Raw genomic sequence first — 18,514 nt, 5'->3', positions numbered from 1 at the left:
CTCTGGATGGCTTTTGTAAGTTCGATGGGCAACGCCGGTGGGAAATCGTTCGCTCCTCTCGCGCCTTCGCGTGCATGTTTGGCCGAAACGTCGTTATCTCTGTGCTTGAGCTGTCGCTAGACTCGGGGCTCACCCAGGAGATTGTCGTCATGCGCGAGTATCTGAGCCCCGGCCGCTTCATCGATAGTGACCACCCGGCAGTGGTGGAGTTCGCCGAGCAGCACCGTGGCCTCAGCCGCGATCCGCGTGCGCAGGCGATCAGTCTTTATTACGCCGTGCGCGAAGCGGTGCGCTACAACCCGTACACCTTCAGCCTCGACCCGCAAACCCTGTGTGGTAGCCATGCCCTGGCGACCGGGGAGAGCTACTGCGTGCCCAAAGCCACGCTGCTGGCCGGGTGCGCGCGGCATTGCGGGATTCCCGCGCGCATCGGTCTGGCCGACGTCAGAAATCACCTGTCGACCCCGCGTCTGCTGGAGTTGCTGCGCAGCGATGTGTTCGCCATGCACGGCTACACCGAGTTGTATTTGAATGAGCGCTGGGTAAAGGCCACGCCAGCCTTTAATCAGCAACTCTGTGATTTGTTCAATGTCGCGCCACTGGAGTTTGACGCAATCAACGACAGCGTTTTCCACCCGTACAACCGCGACGGCGCGCACTTGATGGAGTATCTGGTCGACCACGGCCAGTTCAGCGATGTGCCGGAACGGTTCTTCTTCGAACACCTGGAAAAGTGCTATCCGCATCTGTTCGGCGAACAACAGGCGCAGACCCTGGGCGATATGCAGAGTGATTTGAGCCGGGTCTGATCCGGCGTATGCTGCTCGCCCACGTATTGGAAAAGAGGCGGTCATGCTGAAGATCTGGGGACGGAAAAATTCATCGAATGTCAGGAAGCCACTGTGGGCCGCCGAAGAGCTTGGCCTGGCCTACGAGTCGATCGATGCCGGTGGTGCCTTTGGGGTGGTCGACACACCTGAATATCGGGCGATGAACCCGAACGGCCGGGTACCGGTGATCGAGGATGATGTCTTCGTGCTGTGGGAATCCAATGCCATCGTGCGTTACCTGTTGGCCAAACATGCGCCGGACAGCGGCTGGTTTCCGGCAGACCTGCAAGCCCGGGCCATCGCTGACAAGTGGATGGACTGGACCACCTCGAGCTTCGCCGGACCGTTCCGCACGGTGTTCTGGGGGGTGGTGCGTACCCCCGCGGATCAGCAGGACTGGCCGGCGATCAACGCTGCGATCAAGGAGTGCACCGCACTGCTGGCCATGGCCGATCAGGCCCTTGCCAGCCAACCGTACCTGTCCGGCAACGAAATCGGCATGGGCGATATTCCCCTCGGCTGTTTCATTTATGCGTGGTTCGAAATGCCTATCGAGCGCGCCGCGCAGCCGCATCTGCAGGCCTGGTACGAACGCTTGAAGCAACGTCCGGCGTATCAAAAGGCAGTCATGACCGCGTTGACTTGATAATAACTATCGACACAGTTGACTGTACTTGTGTGGCGGGGGCACGCACCATGGCGTTCACGCGCTGCGGTTGTTTCCCTCGCCGCCCGCCCTTATGTATGTCTTTCCTCCCTTCTTGGTGCGTAAATCCGATATGAGTTCCGCTCTGTCCATCCGGCAGCTAACCAAAACCTACGGCAACGGGTTCCAGGCCTTGAGTGGTATCGATCTGGATGTTGCCGAAGGTGACTTCTTCGCCTTGCTTGGCCCCAACGGTGCCGGCAAATCCACGACCATCGGCATTCTCTCGACCCTGGTGAACAAGACCAGCGGCACGGTGAATATCTTCGGCCATGACCTGGACAAGAACCCCGCCGCGCTCAAGCGCTCGATCGGCGTGGTGCCCCAGGAATTCAACTTCAACCAGTTCGAAAAGACTTTCGACATCGTCGTGACCCAGGCCGGTTACTACGGCATTCCGGCGAAGGTCGCCAAGGAACGCGCCGAACAGTACCTGACCCAGCTCGGCCTGTGGGACAAGCGCGATGTGCCGTCGCGTTCGTTGTCCGGTGGCATGAAGCGGCGTCTGATGATCGCCCGTGCGCTGGTGCATGAGCCGCGCCTGCTGATCCTCGACGAGCCGACCGCCGGGGTCGATATCGAGCTGCGTCGCTCGATGTGGACGTTCCTCACCGAGCTGAACCAGAAAGGCATCACCATCATCCTCACCACGCATTATCTGGAGGAGGCTGAGCAGCTGTGCCGCAACATCGGCATCATCGACCACGGCACCATCGTCGAGAACACCAGCATGAAACAACTGCTCGGCCAGCTGCACGTCGAGACCTTCCTGCTTGACCTGAAAAACGATGTGAACGTCGCGCCGCAACTGCTCGGCTATCCCGCGCGCCTGCTCGACAGCCACACCCTGGAAGTCCAGGTCGACAAGTCGATGGGCATCACCGCGCTGTTCACCCAGCTTGCGCAGCAGAACATCGAAGTGCTGAGCCTGCGTAACAAAACCAATCGCCTCGAGGAGCTGTTCGTGTCCCTGGTGGAGAAAAATCTGTCGAAGGTGGCGGTATGAGTTCCGAGTTCCGCCCCAACCTCGTCGCCCTCAATACCATCGTTTACCGTGAAGTCCGGCGCTTTACCCGGATCTGGCCGCAGACCTTGCTGCCGCCGGCGATCACCATGGTTCTGTACTTCGTGATCTTCGGTAACCTGATCGGCCGGCAAATCGGCGACATGGGTGGCTTCACTTACATGGAGTACATCGTGCCGGGGCTGATCATGATGTCGGTGATCACCAACTCCTACGGCAACGTGGTCTCGAGTTTCTTCGGTAGCAAGTTCCAGCGTTCCATCGAAGAACTGATGGTTTCGCCGGTGTCGCCGCACACGATCCTGATCGGCTACACCGTTGGCGGCGTGCTGCGCGGTTTGATGGTCGGGGTGATCGTGACCATCCTGTCGCTGTTCTTCACCCATTTGCAGGTGCATCACCTCGGGGTGACCATTCTGGTGGTGATCCTGACCGCGACGATCTTCTCGCTGCTGGGCTTCATCAACGCCGTGTTCGCGCGCAACTTCGATGACATCTCGATCATCCCGACGTTTGTGCTGACGCCGCTGACCTACCTCGGCGGGGTGTTCTACTCGATCACCTTGCTGCCGCCGTTCTGGCAGACCGTGTCGCTGGCCAACCCGGTGCTGCACATGGTCAACGCCTTTCGTTACGGGATTCTCGGGGTGTCGGATATCCGCATCGGCATTGCGATCACCTTCATGCTGGTGGCGACGGTGGTGCTGTATTTCGGTTGTGCACGGTTATTGGTGAGTGGGCGCGGAATGCGCACCTGAAGAACCGTTGCACCCCTGTAGGAGCTGCCGCAGGCTGCGATCTTTTGATTTTGCTTTTAAAAAACAAGATCAAAAGATCGCAGCCTGCGGCAGCTCCTACAGCGATCCATGCAGCCGATTCAGACGCTACAAAAAAAACGGCCTCCACTGCGGAGGCCGTTTTGCGTTCAGCGCAGGCGGCTTTTCTTGCGCCGCGCCCATTGCCGCGCCACCCACCAGCGCCAGTACAGCATCACCGTGAAATAGGCGAGGATCCCAAGCAGCAGGCCGCAGACTACTGAGCCGAGCAGAAACGGTTGCCACATGGTCGACAGCTCGCCGCTGATCCATTCCCAGGTCAACGAATCGGGCAGGGTGCGCGCGGGCACATTCATCAGCCAAGCCCCGGCCTGATACGTGCAGAAGAACACCGCCGGCATAGTGATCGGGTTGGTCAGCCACACCAGGCTCACGGCAATCGGCATGTTGCCGCGCACGGTAATCGCCAGTGCCGCCGCCACCAGCATTTGCGCCGGAATCGGCAGGAACGCGGCGAACAGGCCCACGGCCATCGCCCGGGCCACCGAGTGACGATTGAGGTGCCAGAGGTTCGGGTCATGCAGCAACTTGCCGAGAAAGCGTAAGGATTTGTGTTCCCTGATGCTTGTCGGGTCGGGCATGTAACGTTTGAATAAGCGCCGGGGCATAAGGCTTCTCGGTCGGTTAAGGCGGCAAGTATGTCTGGATTCTACGAAGCGCCCATTCAGACTTTGTGACAATTGTTGACGACGAGCAGGCTCTGCAGCGGCTACGCCTAAAGGGGGACTCTCAAGGACGGGCGTATGCGCACAGGGATGGTGGCGCTGGCAGCCGGTCTGCTGCCGGTGGTTTTTTTACCGGGTTTACCGCCGGTCGGGTTGTTGATGCTGTTGCCCATGGTCGGGCTGATGTTGCTGCCGTTTCGCAGCTACCCGTTGGCATTCTGGCTGTTCGGTTTCACCTGGGCTGGTTTCAGCGCGCAGTGTGCGTTGAACGACAGGCTGCCCCGGCAACTTGATGGTGAAACACGCTGGGTCGAAGGGCGGGTAGTGGGGTTGCCGCAGTCCAGCGACGGGGTGGTGCGGTTCGAGCTGGCCGACGCGCGCTCGCGACATGAGCAACTGCCTTCGCTGATGCGCCTGGCCTGGTATGGCGGGCCGCCGATCAATAGCGGCGAGCACTGGCGTCTGGCGGTGAAGCTCAAGCGCCCCGGCGGGTTGCTCAATCCCGACGCGTTCGATTACGAAGCCTGGTTGCTGGCGCAGCGCATCGGCGCGACCGGCACGATCAAAGACGGCCAGCGCCTGGCCGAAGCCCATTGGGCGTGGCGCGACAGTATTCGTCAGCGCTTGCTTGAAGTGGACGCGCAGGGCCGCGGTGGTGCCTTGGCCGCGCTGGTGCTGGGCGACGGTTCCGGCCTCAGCCGCGAGGACTGGCAGATCCTGCAGGACACCGGCACCGTGCATTTGCTGGTGATTTCCGGGCAGCACATCGGATTGTTGGCGGCGGTGATGTATCTGCTGGTCGCCGGGCTGGCGCGTTTCGGGCTGTGGCCGCTGCGCTGGCCGTGGCTGCCCTGGGCTTGCGCTCTGGCATTTGCGGCGGCAGTCGGTTACGGCTTGCTCGCCGGGTTTGAGGTGCCGGTGCAGCGCGCCTGTGTGATGGTCGGATTGGTGCTGCTGTGGCGCCTGCGTTTCCGCCATCTCGGCGCGTGGTGGCCGCTGTTGCTGGCGTTCAACGCGGTGCTGGTGCTCGATCCGCTGGCCAGCCTGCGTCCAGGTTTCTGGTTGTCGTTCGCGGCGGTGGCGGTGTTGATCTTCACCTTCGGCAGCCGCCTCGGCGCGTGGCGCTGGTGGCAGACCTGGACCCGCGCGCAATGGCTGATCGCGATTGGCCTGTGCCCGGTGCTGCTGGCGCTGAACCTGCCGATCAGCCTCAGCGGACCGTTGGCGAATTTACTCGCGGTACCGTGGGTCAGTTTCGTGGTGTTGCCACCGGCACTGCTCGGCACCGCGCTGTTACCGTTGCCTTATGTTGGCGAAGGCCTGTTGTGGCTGGCGGGCGGATTGATTGATTTACTGTTTCGCGGTCTGGCGCTGATTGCCGGGCAATGGCCGGCGTGGATACCAGCCGCGGTGTCGTGGTGGGTCTGGATGCTCGGCAGTCTTGGTGCAGTCATGTTGCTGTTGCCACGTGGCGTGCCGATGCGACCGCTGGGCTGGCCGTTGTTATTGCTGCTGGTGCTGCCACCGCGCGAGCGATTGCCCGAGGGCGTGGCCGACATCTGGCAACTCGACGTCGGCCAGGGTCTGGCAATCCTGATCCGCACGCGCAATCACAGCGTGCTGTACGACGCCGGGCCGCGTTTCGGCGATTTCGACATCGGCGAGCGCGTGGTGCTACCGGCACTGCGCAAGCTCGGCGTTGACCATCTGGACCTGATGCTGCTCAGTCACGCCGATGCCGACCATGCTGGCGGCGCCTTAGCCGTGGCGCGTCGTTTGCCGATCGCTCAGGTGATCAGCGGCGACCCAGAGGGATTGCCTGCCGAATTGAATGCCGGGCCATGTGACAGTGGCCGGCAGTGGCAATGGGACGGTGTGCGGTTCCAGCTCTGGCAATGGTCCGAGGCGCACGACAGCAATCAGCGTTCCTGTGTGCTGCAGATCGAGGCCAATGGCGAGCGTATGTTGCTCACCGGGGATATCGACACGCACGCCGAGCGCGTCCTGCTCGATAGCCCGTTGGCCGTTCCCACGCAATGGCTGCAGGCGCCGCATCATGGCAGCCGCAGTTCGTCATCCATGGCCCTGCTCAAAGCGCTGCAACCCGAGTCCGTGCTGATTTCCCGCGGGCAGGGCAATTCGTTCGGCCACCCGCATCCCACAGTACTTGCGCGTTATCGCCAGCAGCGGCTGCGCATCTACGACAGCGCCGAGCAAGGCGCCATTCATCTGCAACTGGGGACCTTCAGCGCACCACGGACGCTGCGTCAGCAACGGCGCTTCTGGCGCGATCCGCCGCAGTCGGCCCGTTGATCGGCGCAGGCACGCTGGCGACATTACGGTCGTCGGGGCAGCGGGTCTTAATCGCGAAACGGTATGGTAAAGTGGCGCACTTTTTCGAGGGGACTGTCACTGTGTGGGAATTGGTCAAATCCGGCGGCTGGATGATGTTGCCGATCATTCTGAGTTCCATCGCGGCCATGGCGATTGTCGCCGAGCGCCTGTGGACCCTGCGCGCCAGTCGCGTCACCCCCGAGCATCTGCTGGGCCAGGTCTGGGTCTGGATCAAGGACAAGCAGCTCAACAAGGAAAAACTCAAGGAACTGCGCGCCAATTCGCCGCTGGGTGAAATCCTCGCCGCGGGCTTGGCCAACTCCAAGCATGGTCGCGAGATCATGAAGGAATGCATTGAAGAAGCCGCCGCGCGGGTGATCCACGAACTCGAACGCTACGTCAACGCGCTGGGCACGATTGCCGCGATGTCGCCGTTGCTCGGCCTGTTGGGCACTGTGTTGGGCATGATCGACATTTTCAGCGCCTTCACCGGTTCCGGCATGACCACCAACGCCTCGGTATTGGCCGGCGGTATTTCCAAGGCGCTGATCACCACCGCAGCGGGCCTGATGGTCGGTATTCCGTCGGTGTTCTTCCACCGTTTCCTGCAACGGCGCATCGATGAGCTGGTGGTGGGTATGGAGCAGGAAGCGATCAAACTGGTCGAAGTGGTGCAGGGCGACCGTGACGTCGATCTGGCCGGGGAAAAAGCGTGAAATTCCGTCGCAAGCCCCGGGAAACGATCGACATCAACCTCGCGTCGTTGATCGATGTGGTGTTCATCCTGCTGCTGTTTTTTGTGGTCACCACCACCTTCACCCGCGAAACCCAGTTGCGCGTCGATCTGCCGGAAGCGGTCAGCGGTTCGCCCGCCGAAGATCAGCAGCTCAAGCAACTGGATGTCGCGATCAGCGCTGAAGGCGTGTTCTCGGTGAACAACAAGATTCTGCCGAAGAACGATCTGGCGACCCTGATGGAAGCCATGCAGAAAGAATCCAACGGTGACACCAACATGCCGCTGTCGATCAGCGCCGATGGCAAGACCCAGCACCAATCGGTGATCACCGCCATGGACGCGGCCGGCAAGCTCGGTTTTAGCCATCTGCGCATGACCACGGTCGAGGCGGCGCCCAAATCCTGATGAGCCTGTCCGATCGCTTGCTCGCCGCGTGGTATCAGGGGCATCCGGCCCTGACGCTGTTGCGGCCGCTGGAAATGCTCTACCGCCGCGTGGTGGTCAACAAGCGCCAGCGCTTTCTCGACGGCGAAGGCCAGATCTATCGGTCGCCAGTGCCGTTGATCGTGGTCGGCAACATCACCGTCGGTGGCACCGGCAAGACGCCGATGATCCTGTGGCTGATCGAACACTGCCGCCGCCGCGGCTTGCGCGTTGGCGTGGTCAGCCGTGGTTATGGCGCCAAGCCGCCGCATTTTCCGTGGCGGGTCGAGGCCGAGCAGAGCGCCGATATCGCCGGTGATGAACCGCTGTTGATCGTGCAACGTACCGGCGCGCCGTTGATGATCGACCCGGATCGCAGCGCAGCGGTCAAAGCCTTGCTCGCCAGCGAACCGCTGGATCTGATTCTTTCCGACGATGGTATGCAGCATTACCGGCTGGCCCGCGATCTGGAGCTGGTGCTGATCGATGCCGCCCGGGGCCTGGGCAACAAACGCTGTCTGCCGGCAGGGCCATTGCGCGAGCCGATCGAGCGCTTGCAGAGCGTCGACGGCGTGCTGTTCAACGGTGCCACGGCGGATCGTGACGATGGCTTCGCGTTTCGCCTGCAGCCGACGGCGCTGGTCAATCTGCGCAGCGGCGAACGCCGGCCGCTGGATCATTTTGCCCCCGGTCAATCCGTGCACGCTGTGGCCGGGATCGGCAATCCGCAACGTTTCTTCAATACCCTCGAAGCGCTAGACTGGCGGGCAATCCCCCATGCGTTTGCCGACCACGCCGAATACAGCGTGCAGGCCTTGAATTTCACACCGTCATTGCCGTTGGTGATGACCGAGAAGGACGCGGTGAAGTGCCGTGCCTTCGCGGCGGACGACTGGTGGTATCTGGCCGTCGATGCCGTGCCGTCAGCGGCCTTCGTGGCCTGGTTCGACAGCCAATTGCTGCGCCTGCTGCCCGATCGTCTTTTGCCTTAACTCTTTATCCAGGGAATGTTCATGGACACCAAACTGCTCGACATCCTCGCGTGCCCGATCTGCAAAGGCCCGCTCAAGCTCAGCGCCGACAAGACCGAACTGATCAGCAAGGGCGCCGGTCTGGCCTATCCGATCCGTGACGGCATCCCGGTGATGCTGGAAAGCGAAGCACGCACCCTGACCACCGACGAGCGTCTGGATAAATGACCACTGCCTTCACCGTTGTCATCCCGTCGCGTTACGCCTCGACCCGCCTGCCGGGCAAGCCGCTGCTGGACATCGCCGGCAAGCCGATGATCCAGCACGTCTGGGAACAGGCGCGCAAAAGCAGCGCCGCCCGTGTGGTGGTGGCGACTGACGATGCGCGCATCGTCGAGGCGTGCCAGGGTTTCGGCGCCGAAGTGGTGCTGACCCGTGAAGACCACAATTCCGGGACTGATCGCTTGGCGGAAGTCGCGGCGAAACTGGGCCTGGCGCCGGACGCGATCGTGGTCAACGTGCAGGGTGACGAGCCATTGATCCCGCCGAGCGTGATCGATCAGGTCGCGGCCAACCTCGCGGCCCACACCGAAGCGCGCATGGCCACACTGGCCGAGCCGATCGAAGACGTCGAGACCCTGTTCAACCCGAACGTGGTCAAAGTCGTCAGCGACCTCAACGGTCTGGCCCTGACCTTCAGCCGCGCGACCCTGCCATGGGCGCGCGATGCCTTCGCCAAGAGCCGCGAGCAGTTGCCCGAAGGCGTGCCGTACCGTCGACACATCGGTATTTATGCCTACCGCGCCGGGTTCCTTCAGGACTTCGTGAACTGGGGCCCGTGCTGGCTGGAAAACACTGAATCGCTGGAGCAACTGCGTGCCCTGTGGCACGGCGTGCGGATTCATGTGGCCGACGCGTTGATCGCACCGCCCACCGGCGTCGACACCGTTGAAGACCTCGAGCGCGTTCGTCGCCTGCTGGGGGCCTGATGCGCGTTCTGTTCGTGTGCTTGGGCAACATCTGCCGTTCGCCCACCGCTGAAGGCGTGTTGCGTCACAAACTGCGTGAAGCCGGGCTGGCCGATCAGGTCGAAGTGGCTTCCGCCGGCACCGGTGACTGGCACGTCGGCAACCCGCCGGACAAACGCAGCCAGGCCGCAGCCAAAGTGCGTGGTTATGATCTGTCGACGCAACGTGCGCAACAGGTCAGCCGCGCCGATTTCGCCAGTTACGACCTGATTCTGGCCATGGACCACAGCAACCTGCGCAACCTCAAGGCGCTGCAACCGTCCACCGGCAAGGCGGAACTGGACCTGTTCTTGCGTCGTTACGCCGGTGTAGTCGACGAAGTGCCAGATCCGTACTACGACGGCGATCACGGTTTCGAACAGGTGCTGGACCTGATCGAAACCGCGTGTGACCAACTGTTGATAGAAGTGAAGGGCCGGTTATGAGTTTGCAACTGCAATCGCAGGTTTCGCTGAAGCCGTTCAACAGTTTCGGCGTCGACGTTCGCGCGCAGCTGTTTGCCGAGGCCCACAGCGACGCCGATGTTCGCGAGGCATTGGCTTATTCCGCGGGCCATGACGTGCCGTTGCTGGTGATCGGCGGCGGCAGCAATCTGCTGCTGACCGCGGATATCCCGGCACTGGTGCTGCGCATGGCCAGCCGTGGCATTCGGCTGATCAGCGATGACGGCAATCGCGTGGTGATCGAGGCCGAAGCCGGCGAACCGTGGCATCCCTTCGTGCAGCACACGCTGGCGCAGGGTTTTTCCGGTCTGGAGAACCTCAGCCTGATCCCCGGCACTGTGGGCGCGGCGCCGATGCAGAACATCGGCGCTTACGGGGTCGAGATCAAGGATGTGTTCGCCGGCCTCACGGCGCTGGATCGCCAGACCGGCGAGTTGCGTGACTTCAGCCTGGAGGAGTGCAACTTCGCCTACCGCGACAGTCTGTTCAAGCAGCAACCGGGGCGTTGGCTGATTCTGCGTGTGCGCTTCAAGCTGGATCGCGTCGCGCATCTGCATCTGGAATACGGCCCGGTGCGCCAGCGCCTGACCGAACTGGGCATCGAGCAACCGACGCCCAGTGATGTCAGTCGCGCGATCTGCAGCATCCGCAGCGAAAAACTGCCGGACCCGGCGGTACTCGGCAATGCCGGCAGCTTCTTCAAGAATCCGCTGGTGCCGGCGGCGCTGGTGGCGCAGATCAAGCAGCAGCACCCGGATCTGGTGGCCTATGCGCAACCGGACGGGCAGATGAAACTGGCCGCCGGCTGGCTGATCGAGCGCGCGGGCTGGAAGGGCTTTCGCGAGGCCGATGCCGGCGTGCATAAATTGCAGGCGCTGGTGCTGGTCAATTACGGCACGGCCACCGGCCTGCAATTGCTGGAACTGGCGCAACGCATCCAGAAAGATATTGCCGAACGTTTCAATGTCGAGCTGGAAATGGAGCCCAATCGGTATTGAAGCGGCTGCAAGCTTCAAGCTTCAAGCTTCAAGCTACAATTCCAGATCGTGAGCTAGCTACTGCTTTTCCTTGAAGCTTGTAGCTAGCAGCTTGCAACTACCAATAATATGCGGGCGTGCCCATGATTACCCTGAAACTCAATGGCCAGGACCATCAACTGGACGTCACCGAAGACATGCCACTGCTCTGGGCTATCCGTGATGTCGCCGGTTACAACGGCACCAAATTCGGCTGCGGCATGGGCCTGTGCGGCGCGTGCACCATTCATATCGACGGCTTGCCGGCGCGCAGCTGCATCACGCCGATTGGCTCGGTAGTCGGCAAGGACGTCGCCACCATCGACAACCTGCACGCCGACCCGGTTGGCCAGGTCGTCCAGCAAGCCTGGCTCGACAGCGCCGTGGCGCAGTGCGGGTTCTGTCAGGGCGGTCAGATCATGTCTGCCACCGCGTTGCTCAAGACCAATCCGAACCCGAGCGACGAGCAGATCGAAGAGGCGATGGTCGGCAACATTTGCCGTTGCGGCACCTATAACCGGATCAAGACCGCCATCCGCCAGGCTTCCACTCACCTGAAGGAGGCCAAGGCATGAGCCGCTTGCCGAATGATTTTGCCCTGAGCAACCTCAGCCGCCGGGGTTTCCTCAAAGGCGTTGGCGCCACCGGTGCCTTGGTGCTGGCCGCGACCTGGGGTTGGCAGGATGCGTTGGCGGCAGATGCACCGAAGAAGTTCGGCGCCGACGGCATGCCCAACGGCTGGATCGACGATCCAAAGGTCTACGTCAGCATTGCGGCGGACGGCACGGTCACGGTGGTGTGCAATCGTTCGGAAATGGGCCAGGGCGTGCGCACCAGTCTGAGCATGGTGGTCGCCGATGAACTGGACGCCGACTGGGCCAAGGTCAAAGTGCAGCAGGCACCGGGCGATGAAGTGCGCTTCGGCAATCAGGACACTGACGGTTCGCGCAGCATGCGCCACTGGTATGAACCGATGCGTCGTTGCGGCGCAGCGGCCCGGACCATGCTCGAACAGGCCGCCGCCGCGCAGTGGCAGGTACCGGTGGGCGAGTGTCACGCGCAGTTGCACAAGGTCCTGCACAAACCGTCCGGCCGCGAGCTGGGATATGGCGAACTGGCTGCCGCTGCCAGTGCGCTGGCGGTGCCGGCGCGTGACAGCCTGCGCCTTAAACAACCGTCGGAATTTCGCTACATTGGCAAGGACGGCACCAAGGCCATCGACGGTGCCGACATCGTCAATGGTCGCGCGGTGTACGGCGCCGATGTGCATTTCGACGGCATGCTCTACGCCACCGTCGCCCGGCCGGCAGTGTACGGCGGCAAGGTCAAATCGCTGGATGACAGCGCGGCACTGAAAGTCCCTGGCGTTCTGAAAGTCATACAGATCGAAAGCCGTCCGTTGCCGTCGGAATTCCAGCCGTTGGGCGGTGTGGCGGTGGTCGCCAGCAATACCTGGGCAGCGATCAAGGGGCGCGAGGCGCTGAAAATCGAGTGGGACGACGGCCCCAACGCCAGTTACGACTCGGTCGCTTATCGTCAGGAACTGGAAGCAGCGTCGCGCCAGCCCGGCAAGGTCGTGCGCAATACCGGCGATATCGACAAGGCCCTGAGCGGCGCGGCCAGCAGCCTCGAAGCCTCCTACTATTTGCCGCATCTGGCCCAGGCGCCGATGGAACCGATGGTCGCCATCGCCCGCTACAACAACGGCACGTGCGAGGCGTGGGCGCCAAGTCAGGCGCCACAGGTGACCCGCGAGCGTATCGCCGAACGCTTGGGGCTGCCGTTCGATAACGTCACCGTTAACGTCACGCTGCTGGGTGGCGGTTTCGGGCGCAAATCGAAACCGGATTTCGTCATCGAGGCGGCGATCCTCGCCAAGGAATTCCCCGGCAAAGCCGTGCGGGTGCAATGGACCCGTGAGGATGACATCCACAACTCGTATTTCCACACGGTGTCCGCCGAGTACCTGAAGGCCGCTGTCGACAAGGACGGCATGCCCTCTGGCTGGCTGCACCGTACGGTGGCACCGAGCATCACCGCGCTGTTCGCTCCCGGCATGAACCATGAGGCGGCGTTCGAACTGGGCATGGGCTTCACCAACATGGCCTATGCGATACCCAATGTGCGCCTGGAAAACCCGGAAGCCAAGGTGCACACCCGGGTCGGCTGGTATCGCTCGGTGTCGAACATTCCCCACGGCTTTGCGATCCAGAGTTTCGTCGATGAACTGGCGCACAAGGCCGGCGTCGATCCGCTCAAGTATCAGATCAAGCTGCTCGGTCCGGACCGGCAGATCGACCCGCGCACCCTCAGCGAAGAGTGGAATTACGGCGAATCTCCCGAGCGCTACCCGATCGACACCGGGCGCATGCGCACGGTGCTGGAAACTGCGGCCAAGGCTGCCGGTTGGGGGCGGACCCTGCCCAAGGGGCGTGGGCTGGGTTTGGCGGTGCATTACAGCTTCGTCACCTATGTGGCGGCGGTGATCGAAGTCGAGGTCAAGGACGATGGCACGCTGATCGTGCACAAGGCCGACATCGCCGTCGATTGCGGGCCGCAGATCAACCCTGAGCGGATCCGCTCGCAGTTCGAAGGCGCCTGCGTGATGGGCCTGGGCAACGCGGTACTGGGTGAAATCAGCTTCAAGGACGGCAAGGTCCAGCAGGACAATTTCCATATGTACGAAGTGGCGCGCATGTCGCTGGCGCCGAAGGACATTGCAGTGCATCTGGTGACGCCGCCGGGCGACGTGCCGTTGGGCGGTGTTGGTGAACCGGGTGTGCCGCCGATTGCCCCAGCGCTGTGCAACGCGATCTTCGCCGCCACCGGTCAGCGCATCCGCAATCTGCCGGTGCGTTATCAGTTGCAGGGCTGGCAGAAGGCGCAGGCGTAAAAACTGCGCCAACTCAACGTTCGGTGCAGCGTGCGCGAATGGCGCTGCGCCGGATAGCTGTCGTGAGGAGGATGTATGAAGCGATCCATCGCAGTCATCGTATTGGCGGCGGGCGAGGGCAGTCGTTTTCGCCAGATTGCCGGTGCGGATAAAGACAAACTGCTCGCCGATTGCACCGGGCGCGATGGTGCGGTGCGTTCGGTGATTGAACAGGTGCTGGTGAATCTGCCGGCCGACCTCGGTAAGCGCGTGCTGGTGACCACCGAGGCACGGCCGCAGGTGATGCGCATGGCGCAGGCTTATGGCTGTGATGTGGTGTCGATTGAATCCACTGGAATGGGCGACAGTATCGCCGCAGGCGTCGCAGCGTGTCCGCAGGCGGATGGCTGGTTGATCGTGCTGGGGGATATGCCGTTTATCCTGCCCTCGAGTATTGAGCGGGTGGCGGCGGCGATTGCCGATGATGCGGTGAGTGTGCCGGTGCAGGCGGGCGGGTTTGGCCATCCGGTGGGTTTCGGGCGTTCGTTCGGACCGGAGCTGCAGGCGCTGAGCGGCGATCGGGGTGCCAGGGGGTTGTTCAGGCAGGGGCGGGTGGTGGAGGTGGCGGTGGATGATCCGGGGGTGTTGTGGGATATCGATGTGCCAGAGGCGTTGGTTTTCAAATAAAAGACAGATCAAAAGATCGCAGCCTTCGGACGATCTTTTGATTTTGAATATAAAAAAGCCCCGCCTGATCGCTCAGGCGGGGCTTTTTATTGGCCTTTGGAATCAGACGAGCGGTTTAGGCTCGTGCTCTTTTTCCTCGGCCGGCTGGTGATGCTCGACCGCGTCCTGAACGGAGCGCGGGGCTTCGGCGATGACCGATTCAACCACGGCTTCTTCAGTCACGGCAGGCGCTTCGACCACTTCAGTTGCCGGCGCTGCAGCGGCAGCCAGTTCGGCTTCCTTCTGCAGGCGCTCGGCTTCACGCTTGCGGCGACGCACTTCACGTGGGTCGTTTGGTGCGCGACCGTTAGGCGTCAGGGCGCTGGCTGGAGCGGCTTCAACCACCGGGGCCGGGGCTTGTGCAACCACTGGCGCTTCGACGACCGGCGCTTCAACCACTGGCGCCGGAGCAGGTTCAGCGGCTTGCACCACTGGCTCGGCGGCCTTGGCCTCTTCAACCGCCGGGGCTTCGACGGCTGGCGCTGGCGTTTCAGCGACGGCTGGCTCGGCAACCCAGTTGAAAGCGGTCTGTTCTTCGCGAATTTCACGCACGGTTTCGGTCACGGTTTCAGCGACGGTTTCAACCGCAGGCTCTGCAGCCACAACCGGTGCCTCGACAACCGGAGCAGGCTCGGCAGCGACTTCAACCTGAGGTTGAGCTTCGCGAACCGGGGCGACTTCGACTTCCGGAGCGGCAACCACTTCCACCGGGGTGGTGGCTTCAACCACCGGCGCTTCCACTGGAGCGTTTTCCAGAGTGGCAGCGGTGGCGCGTTCGGCTTGCTCGTGAGCCTGTGCTTCCGCAGGAGCGCTAATCACGCTGCTGGCCACGGCGGCGGTCACGGCCAGGCCGGCAGCCAGATCGGCGGTGCCCGGAGCCTCGGTGTTTTCGCCGGATTCGGACTCTTCCGAACCTTCGATCACGTTGCCGTTGGCATCACGCTGACGCTCGCGACGGTTGCTGCGACGACGCTGACCACGGGAGCGACGACGTGGACGATCACCTTCGGCGTGGTCCTGACCGTCTTCCGGCAGTTGCTCTTCGTTGCTGTTCACTTCTTCTTCAGCGACGGCAGCAGCGGCCTGTTCGGCGCGCGGTTGACGCTCTTCACGCGGCGGACGCGGTGCGCGCTCTTCGCGTGGCTGACGCGCCGGACGCTCTTCGGCAACCACCGCTGCAGCGGCAGCCACTGGCGCGGCCGGGGCAGCGTCGAGAGGTTCGCGCAGTTCACGCACACGCTCTTCGCGCTCGCCACGCGGCTTGCGGTCTTCGCGTGGAGCGCGCGGTGCACGTTCTTCACGCGGGGCGCGTGGAGCACGTTCTTCGCGGGCGGCCGGTGCGGCTTCGCTGCGGGCTTCACGTGGCTCGCGAACTTCACGGGCTTCACGTGGCTGACGCTCTTCACGCGGCTCGCGTGGGGCGCGTTCTTCACGCGGTGCACGTTCTTCACGCGGCTTGCGTTCTTCATCGCGGCGACCGTTACGGTTGCGGCTCTGCTGGCGACCGTTGCGACGCTCTTCGTTACGTGCCGGACGCTCGGTGGCCGGTTTTTCAACCACGACCGGAGCGGCTGGCTCTTCTTTAGTGGCGAACAGGCTGACCAGCGACTTCACCAGGCCTTTGAACAGGCTTGGCTCTGGCGCGGCAACCGGGGCCGGTGCAGCGGCGGCAGGCGCGGCAACTTCGGTTGGAACCGGAGCATTGGCGCGGGCCGGTGCAGTTTTAACGGCAGCTTCCTGGCGAACCAGGGTGCGGGTCGCCGCGGCTGGCTGGACTTCTTCGATTTCGGCAGCGGCAGCAGCGATTTCGTAGCTGGACTGGTTGGTCGCAGCTTCCGGGCTGTCGTCACGCAGGCGCTGAACTTCGAAGTGCGGGGTTTCGAGGTGATCGTTCGGCAGAATGACGATACGGGCGCGGGTGCGCAGTTCGATCTTGGTGATCGAGTTGCGTTTTTCGTTGAGCAGGAACGCGGCGACCGGGATCGGCACCTGCGCGCGCACTTCGGCAGTGCGGTCTTTCAGGGCTTCTTCTTCGATCAGACGCAGGATCGCCAGCGACAGCGATTCAACGTCACGGATGATGCCGGTGCCGTTGCAGCGCGGGCAGACGATGCCGCTGCTTTCGCCCAGCGATGGACGCAGGCGCTGACGGGACATTTCCAGCAGGCCGAAGCGCGAGATGCGGCCGATCTGCACGCGAGCGCGGTCGGCTTCCAGGCATTCGCGGACTTTCTCTTCCACGGCGCGCTGGTTCTTGGCAGGCGTCATGTCGATGAAGTCGATGACGATCAGGCCGCCGATGTCGCGCAGGCGCAACTGACGGGCGATTTCTTCGGCGGCTTCAAGGTTGGTCTGCAGCGCGGTTTCTTCGATGTCGCTGCCTTTGGTGGCGCGCGCCGAGTTGATGTCGATGGACACCAGGGCTTCGGTCGGATCGATGACGATGGAGCCGCCGGAAGGCAGTTCAACGACGCGCTGGAAAGCGGTCTCGATCTGGCTTTCGATCTGGAAACGGTTGAACAGCGGCACGCTGTCTTCGTACAGCTTGATCTTGCTGGCGTACTGCGGCATCACCTGGCGGATGAAGGTCAGGGCTTCGTCCTGGGCTTCGACGCTGTCGATCAGCACTTCGCCGATGTCCTGGCGCAGGTAATCGCGGATGGCGCGGATGATCACGTTGCTTTCCTGGTAGATCAGGAATGGCGCGGAGCGATCCAGCGAGGCTTCTTTGATGGCGGTCCACAGTTGCAGCAGGTAGTCGAGGTCCCACTGCATTTCTTCGCTGCTGCGGCCCAGGCCTGCAGTGCGCACGATCAGACCCATGTCGGCCGGAGCGACCAGACCGTTCAGCGCTTCACGCAGTTCGTTGCGCTCTTCGCCTTCGATGCGACGGGAGATGCCGCCGGCACGCGGGTTGTTCGGCATCAGTACGAGGTAACGACCGGCCAGGCTGATGAAGGTGGTCAGGGCTGCGCCCTTGTTGCCACGTTCTTCTTTCTCGACCTGAACGATGACTTCCTGGCCTTCGCTCAGGACGTCCTTGATGTTGACGCGGCCTTCAGGGGCTTTCTTGAAGTATTCGCGGGAGATTTCTTTGAGGGGCAGGAAGCCGTGGCGCTCGGAGCCGAAATCGACAAAGGCAGCCTCAAGGCTTGGTTCGATGCGAGTGATACGGCCTTTGTAGATGTTGGCCTTCTTCTGCTCGCGTGCACCGGATTCGATGTCCAGGTCGTAGAGGCGTTGGCCATCTACCAGTGCAACACGCAACTCTTCGGGTTGAGTTGCGTTAATCAGCATTCTTTTCATGTAGTACCGTCGGTTTCCGGGCTGCCGGAAACGGCGTTCGGCACACACGACTTCTCACGGTCGGTGTCAGGTGCGTCGGGAGTGGTTGGCCATTCCCGTGTCCAGCGATGTCAGGCCAATTGGGCCGATATCGCGACGTACGCGTCCTGCTTGCTGTGGCTACTTAAGCACTCAGTCAGGAGGAGGAATCAACCAGTGGCTGTGGACGAGATGAAGCGTCTTGATAAAGCCTATTGCTACACAGTCCAGCGGTTGTGCATCTCCACCCTACACGTATCCCTGATAATTCGGGTGCTGCCGCGCGCAGAATCCGCAGCGGGTTGGCATTTACCGTGAGCTCCGAAAGGGGAGGTCACGCATCATGGCTAATTCAGGCGATGTTTCCGAAGCTTTCGCTCGGGGTCATTCGCAGCTGACTGCACTTTGTGAACTGGCCTTGAATGTTTGCCTCTCGGGCGAGTGAAAACTCTGCTCGACGGTGTAATTCAGGCCTCATGTCACCTGCGCTTGTTACAACTGCAAACTCCACCGTTACGTAGCGAAAGCCCCGTAGGACGGCCTCGCGTCCTGGTGAATTGCGTTGGTCAGGGCCGGTTTT

The 18,514-nt window shown here is 62.3% G+C and carries 17 protein-coding genes; 15 read left to right on the top strand and 2 right to left on the bottom strand.

Translation table 11 applies throughout. From position 1 onward, the window contains the following. The first annotated feature begins 149 nt into the window (after positions 1-149). The 4 genes from ACXR0M_RS24910 to ACXR0M_RS24895 all read left to right on the top strand — a co-directional run bounded on the left by ACXR0M_RS24910 (position 150) and on the right by ACXR0M_RS24895 (position 3,318). Positions 150-809 carry a transglutaminase-like domain-containing protein gene (locus tag ACXR0M_RS24910; RefSeq protein ID WP_458834298.1) on the top strand — a complete coding sequence of 220 codons (660 nt, stop codon included), beginning with the start codon at positions 150-152 and terminating at the stop codon, positions 807-809. 43 nt (positions 810-852) lie between these two features. After that, entirely contained in the window at positions 853-1,476 is a 624-nt protein-coding gene (locus tag ACXR0M_RS24905; protein ID WP_458834297.1) for a glutathione S-transferase family protein, read from the top strand. A gap of 133 nt (positions 1,477-1,609) precedes the next feature. Beyond that, complete coding sequence (locus ACXR0M_RS24900; protein ID WP_458834296.1) at positions 1,610-2,542, top strand: ABC transporter ATP-binding protein; 933 nt, start codon at positions 1,610-1,612, stop codon at positions 2,540-2,542. Further along, positions 2,539-3,318: an ABC transporter permease gene (locus tag ACXR0M_RS24895; protein ID WP_458834295.1), complete on the top strand. Its 780-nt coding sequence runs from the start codon at positions 2,539-2,541 to the stop codon at positions 3,316-3,318. Before ACXR0M_RS24900 ends, ACXR0M_RS24895 begins: the two co-directional genes overlap by 4 nt. 167 nt (positions 3,319-3,485) lie before the next feature. On the opposite strand, the gene ACXR0M_RS24890 is transcribed toward ACXR0M_RS24895, so the two are convergent. Continuing rightward, positions 3,486-4,004 carry a DUF2062 domain-containing protein gene (locus ACXR0M_RS24890; protein ID WP_458834294.1) on the bottom strand — a complete coding sequence of 173 codons (519 nt, stop codon included), beginning with the start codon at positions 4,002-4,004 and terminating at the stop codon, positions 3,486-3,488. 135 nt (positions 4,005-4,139) lie between these two features. Here ACXR0M_RS24890 and ACXR0M_RS24885 point away from each other — a divergent pair, with 135 nt between their 5' ends. The 11 genes from ACXR0M_RS24885 to ACXR0M_RS24835 all read left to right on the top strand — a co-directional run bounded on the left by ACXR0M_RS24885 (position 4,140) and on the right by ACXR0M_RS24835 (position 14,571). Beyond that, positions 4,140-6,374, top strand: a complete 2,235-nt coding sequence (locus tag ACXR0M_RS24885) for a DNA internalization-related competence protein ComEC/Rec2 (protein WP_458834293.1) — start codon at positions 4,140-4,142, stop codon at positions 6,372-6,374. A 101-nt stretch (positions 6,375-6,475) separates the two neighbouring features. Further along, a complete protein-coding gene (locus tag ACXR0M_RS24880) occupies positions 6,476-7,111 on the top strand; it encodes a MotA/TolQ/ExbB proton channel family protein (protein WP_025112997.1) in 636 nt (211 codons plus the stop codon). Then, positions 7,108-7,536, top strand: a complete 429-nt coding sequence (locus tag ACXR0M_RS24875; protein ID WP_105705320.1) for an ExbD/TolR family protein — start codon at positions 7,108-7,110, stop codon at positions 7,534-7,536. The genes ACXR0M_RS24880 and ACXR0M_RS24875 overlap by 4 nt, the downstream gene beginning before the upstream one ends. Next, positions 7,536-8,546 (top strand): tetraacyldisaccharide 4'-kinase, encoded by a 1,011-nt coding sequence (gene lpxK / locus ACXR0M_RS24870; RefSeq protein ID WP_458834292.1) that lies wholly within the window; start codon positions 7,536-7,538, stop codon positions 8,544-8,546. Before ACXR0M_RS24875 ends, lpxK begins: the two co-directional genes overlap by 1 nt. Before the next feature lie 21 nt (positions 8,547-8,567). After that, a complete protein-coding gene (locus ACXR0M_RS24865) occupies positions 8,568-8,753 on the top strand; it encodes a Trm112 family protein (protein ID WP_003174668.1) in 186 nt (61 codons plus the stop codon). Further along, on the top strand, positions 8,750-9,514 hold the full coding sequence (gene kdsB, locus ACXR0M_RS24860; protein ID WP_458834291.1) for a 3-deoxy-manno-octulosonate cytidylyltransferase: 765 nt from the start codon (positions 8,750-8,752) through the stop codon (positions 9,512-9,514). The genes ACXR0M_RS24865 and kdsB overlap by 4 nt, the downstream gene beginning before the upstream one ends. Then, a complete protein-coding gene (locus tag ACXR0M_RS24855; RefSeq protein ID WP_458834290.1) occupies positions 9,514-9,978 on the top strand; it encodes a low molecular weight protein-tyrosine-phosphatase in 465 nt (154 codons plus the stop codon). The genes kdsB and ACXR0M_RS24855 overlap by 1 nt, the downstream gene beginning before the upstream one ends. Continuing rightward, entirely contained in the window at positions 9,975-10,994 is a 1,020-nt protein-coding gene (murB, locus tag ACXR0M_RS24850) for a UDP-N-acetylmuramate dehydrogenase (RefSeq protein ID WP_458834289.1), read from the top strand. Before ACXR0M_RS24855 ends, murB begins: the two co-directional genes overlap by 4 nt. A 122-nt stretch (positions 10,995-11,116) precedes the next feature. Next, positions 11,117-11,587 (top strand): (2Fe-2S)-binding protein, encoded by a 471-nt coding sequence (locus ACXR0M_RS24845; RefSeq protein ID WP_458834288.1) that lies wholly within the window; start codon positions 11,117-11,119, stop codon positions 11,585-11,587. Beyond that, positions 11,584-13,905: a xanthine dehydrogenase family protein molybdopterin-binding subunit gene (locus ACXR0M_RS24840; protein WP_458834287.1), complete on the top strand. Its 2,322-nt coding sequence runs from the start codon at positions 11,584-11,586 to the stop codon at positions 13,903-13,905. Before ACXR0M_RS24845 ends, ACXR0M_RS24840 begins: the two co-directional genes overlap by 4 nt. A 75-nt stretch (positions 13,906-13,980) precedes the next feature. Further along, positions 13,981-14,571, top strand: a complete 591-nt coding sequence (locus ACXR0M_RS24835) for a nucleotidyltransferase family protein (RefSeq protein WP_458834286.1) — start codon at positions 13,981-13,983, stop codon at positions 14,569-14,571. A gap of 102 nt (positions 14,572-14,673) precedes the next feature. On the opposite strand, the gene rne is transcribed toward ACXR0M_RS24835, so the two are convergent. Next, entirely contained in the window at positions 14,674-17,916 is a 3,243-nt protein-coding gene (rne, locus tag ACXR0M_RS24830) for a ribonuclease E (RefSeq protein WP_458834285.1), read from the bottom strand. Positions 17,917-18,514: the final 598 nt, after the last annotated feature.

It is taken from the genome of Pseudomonas sp. Eth.TT006 (assembly GCF_054456575.1).
This window is presented reverse-complemented; position numbering and strand designations above follow the sequence as displayed.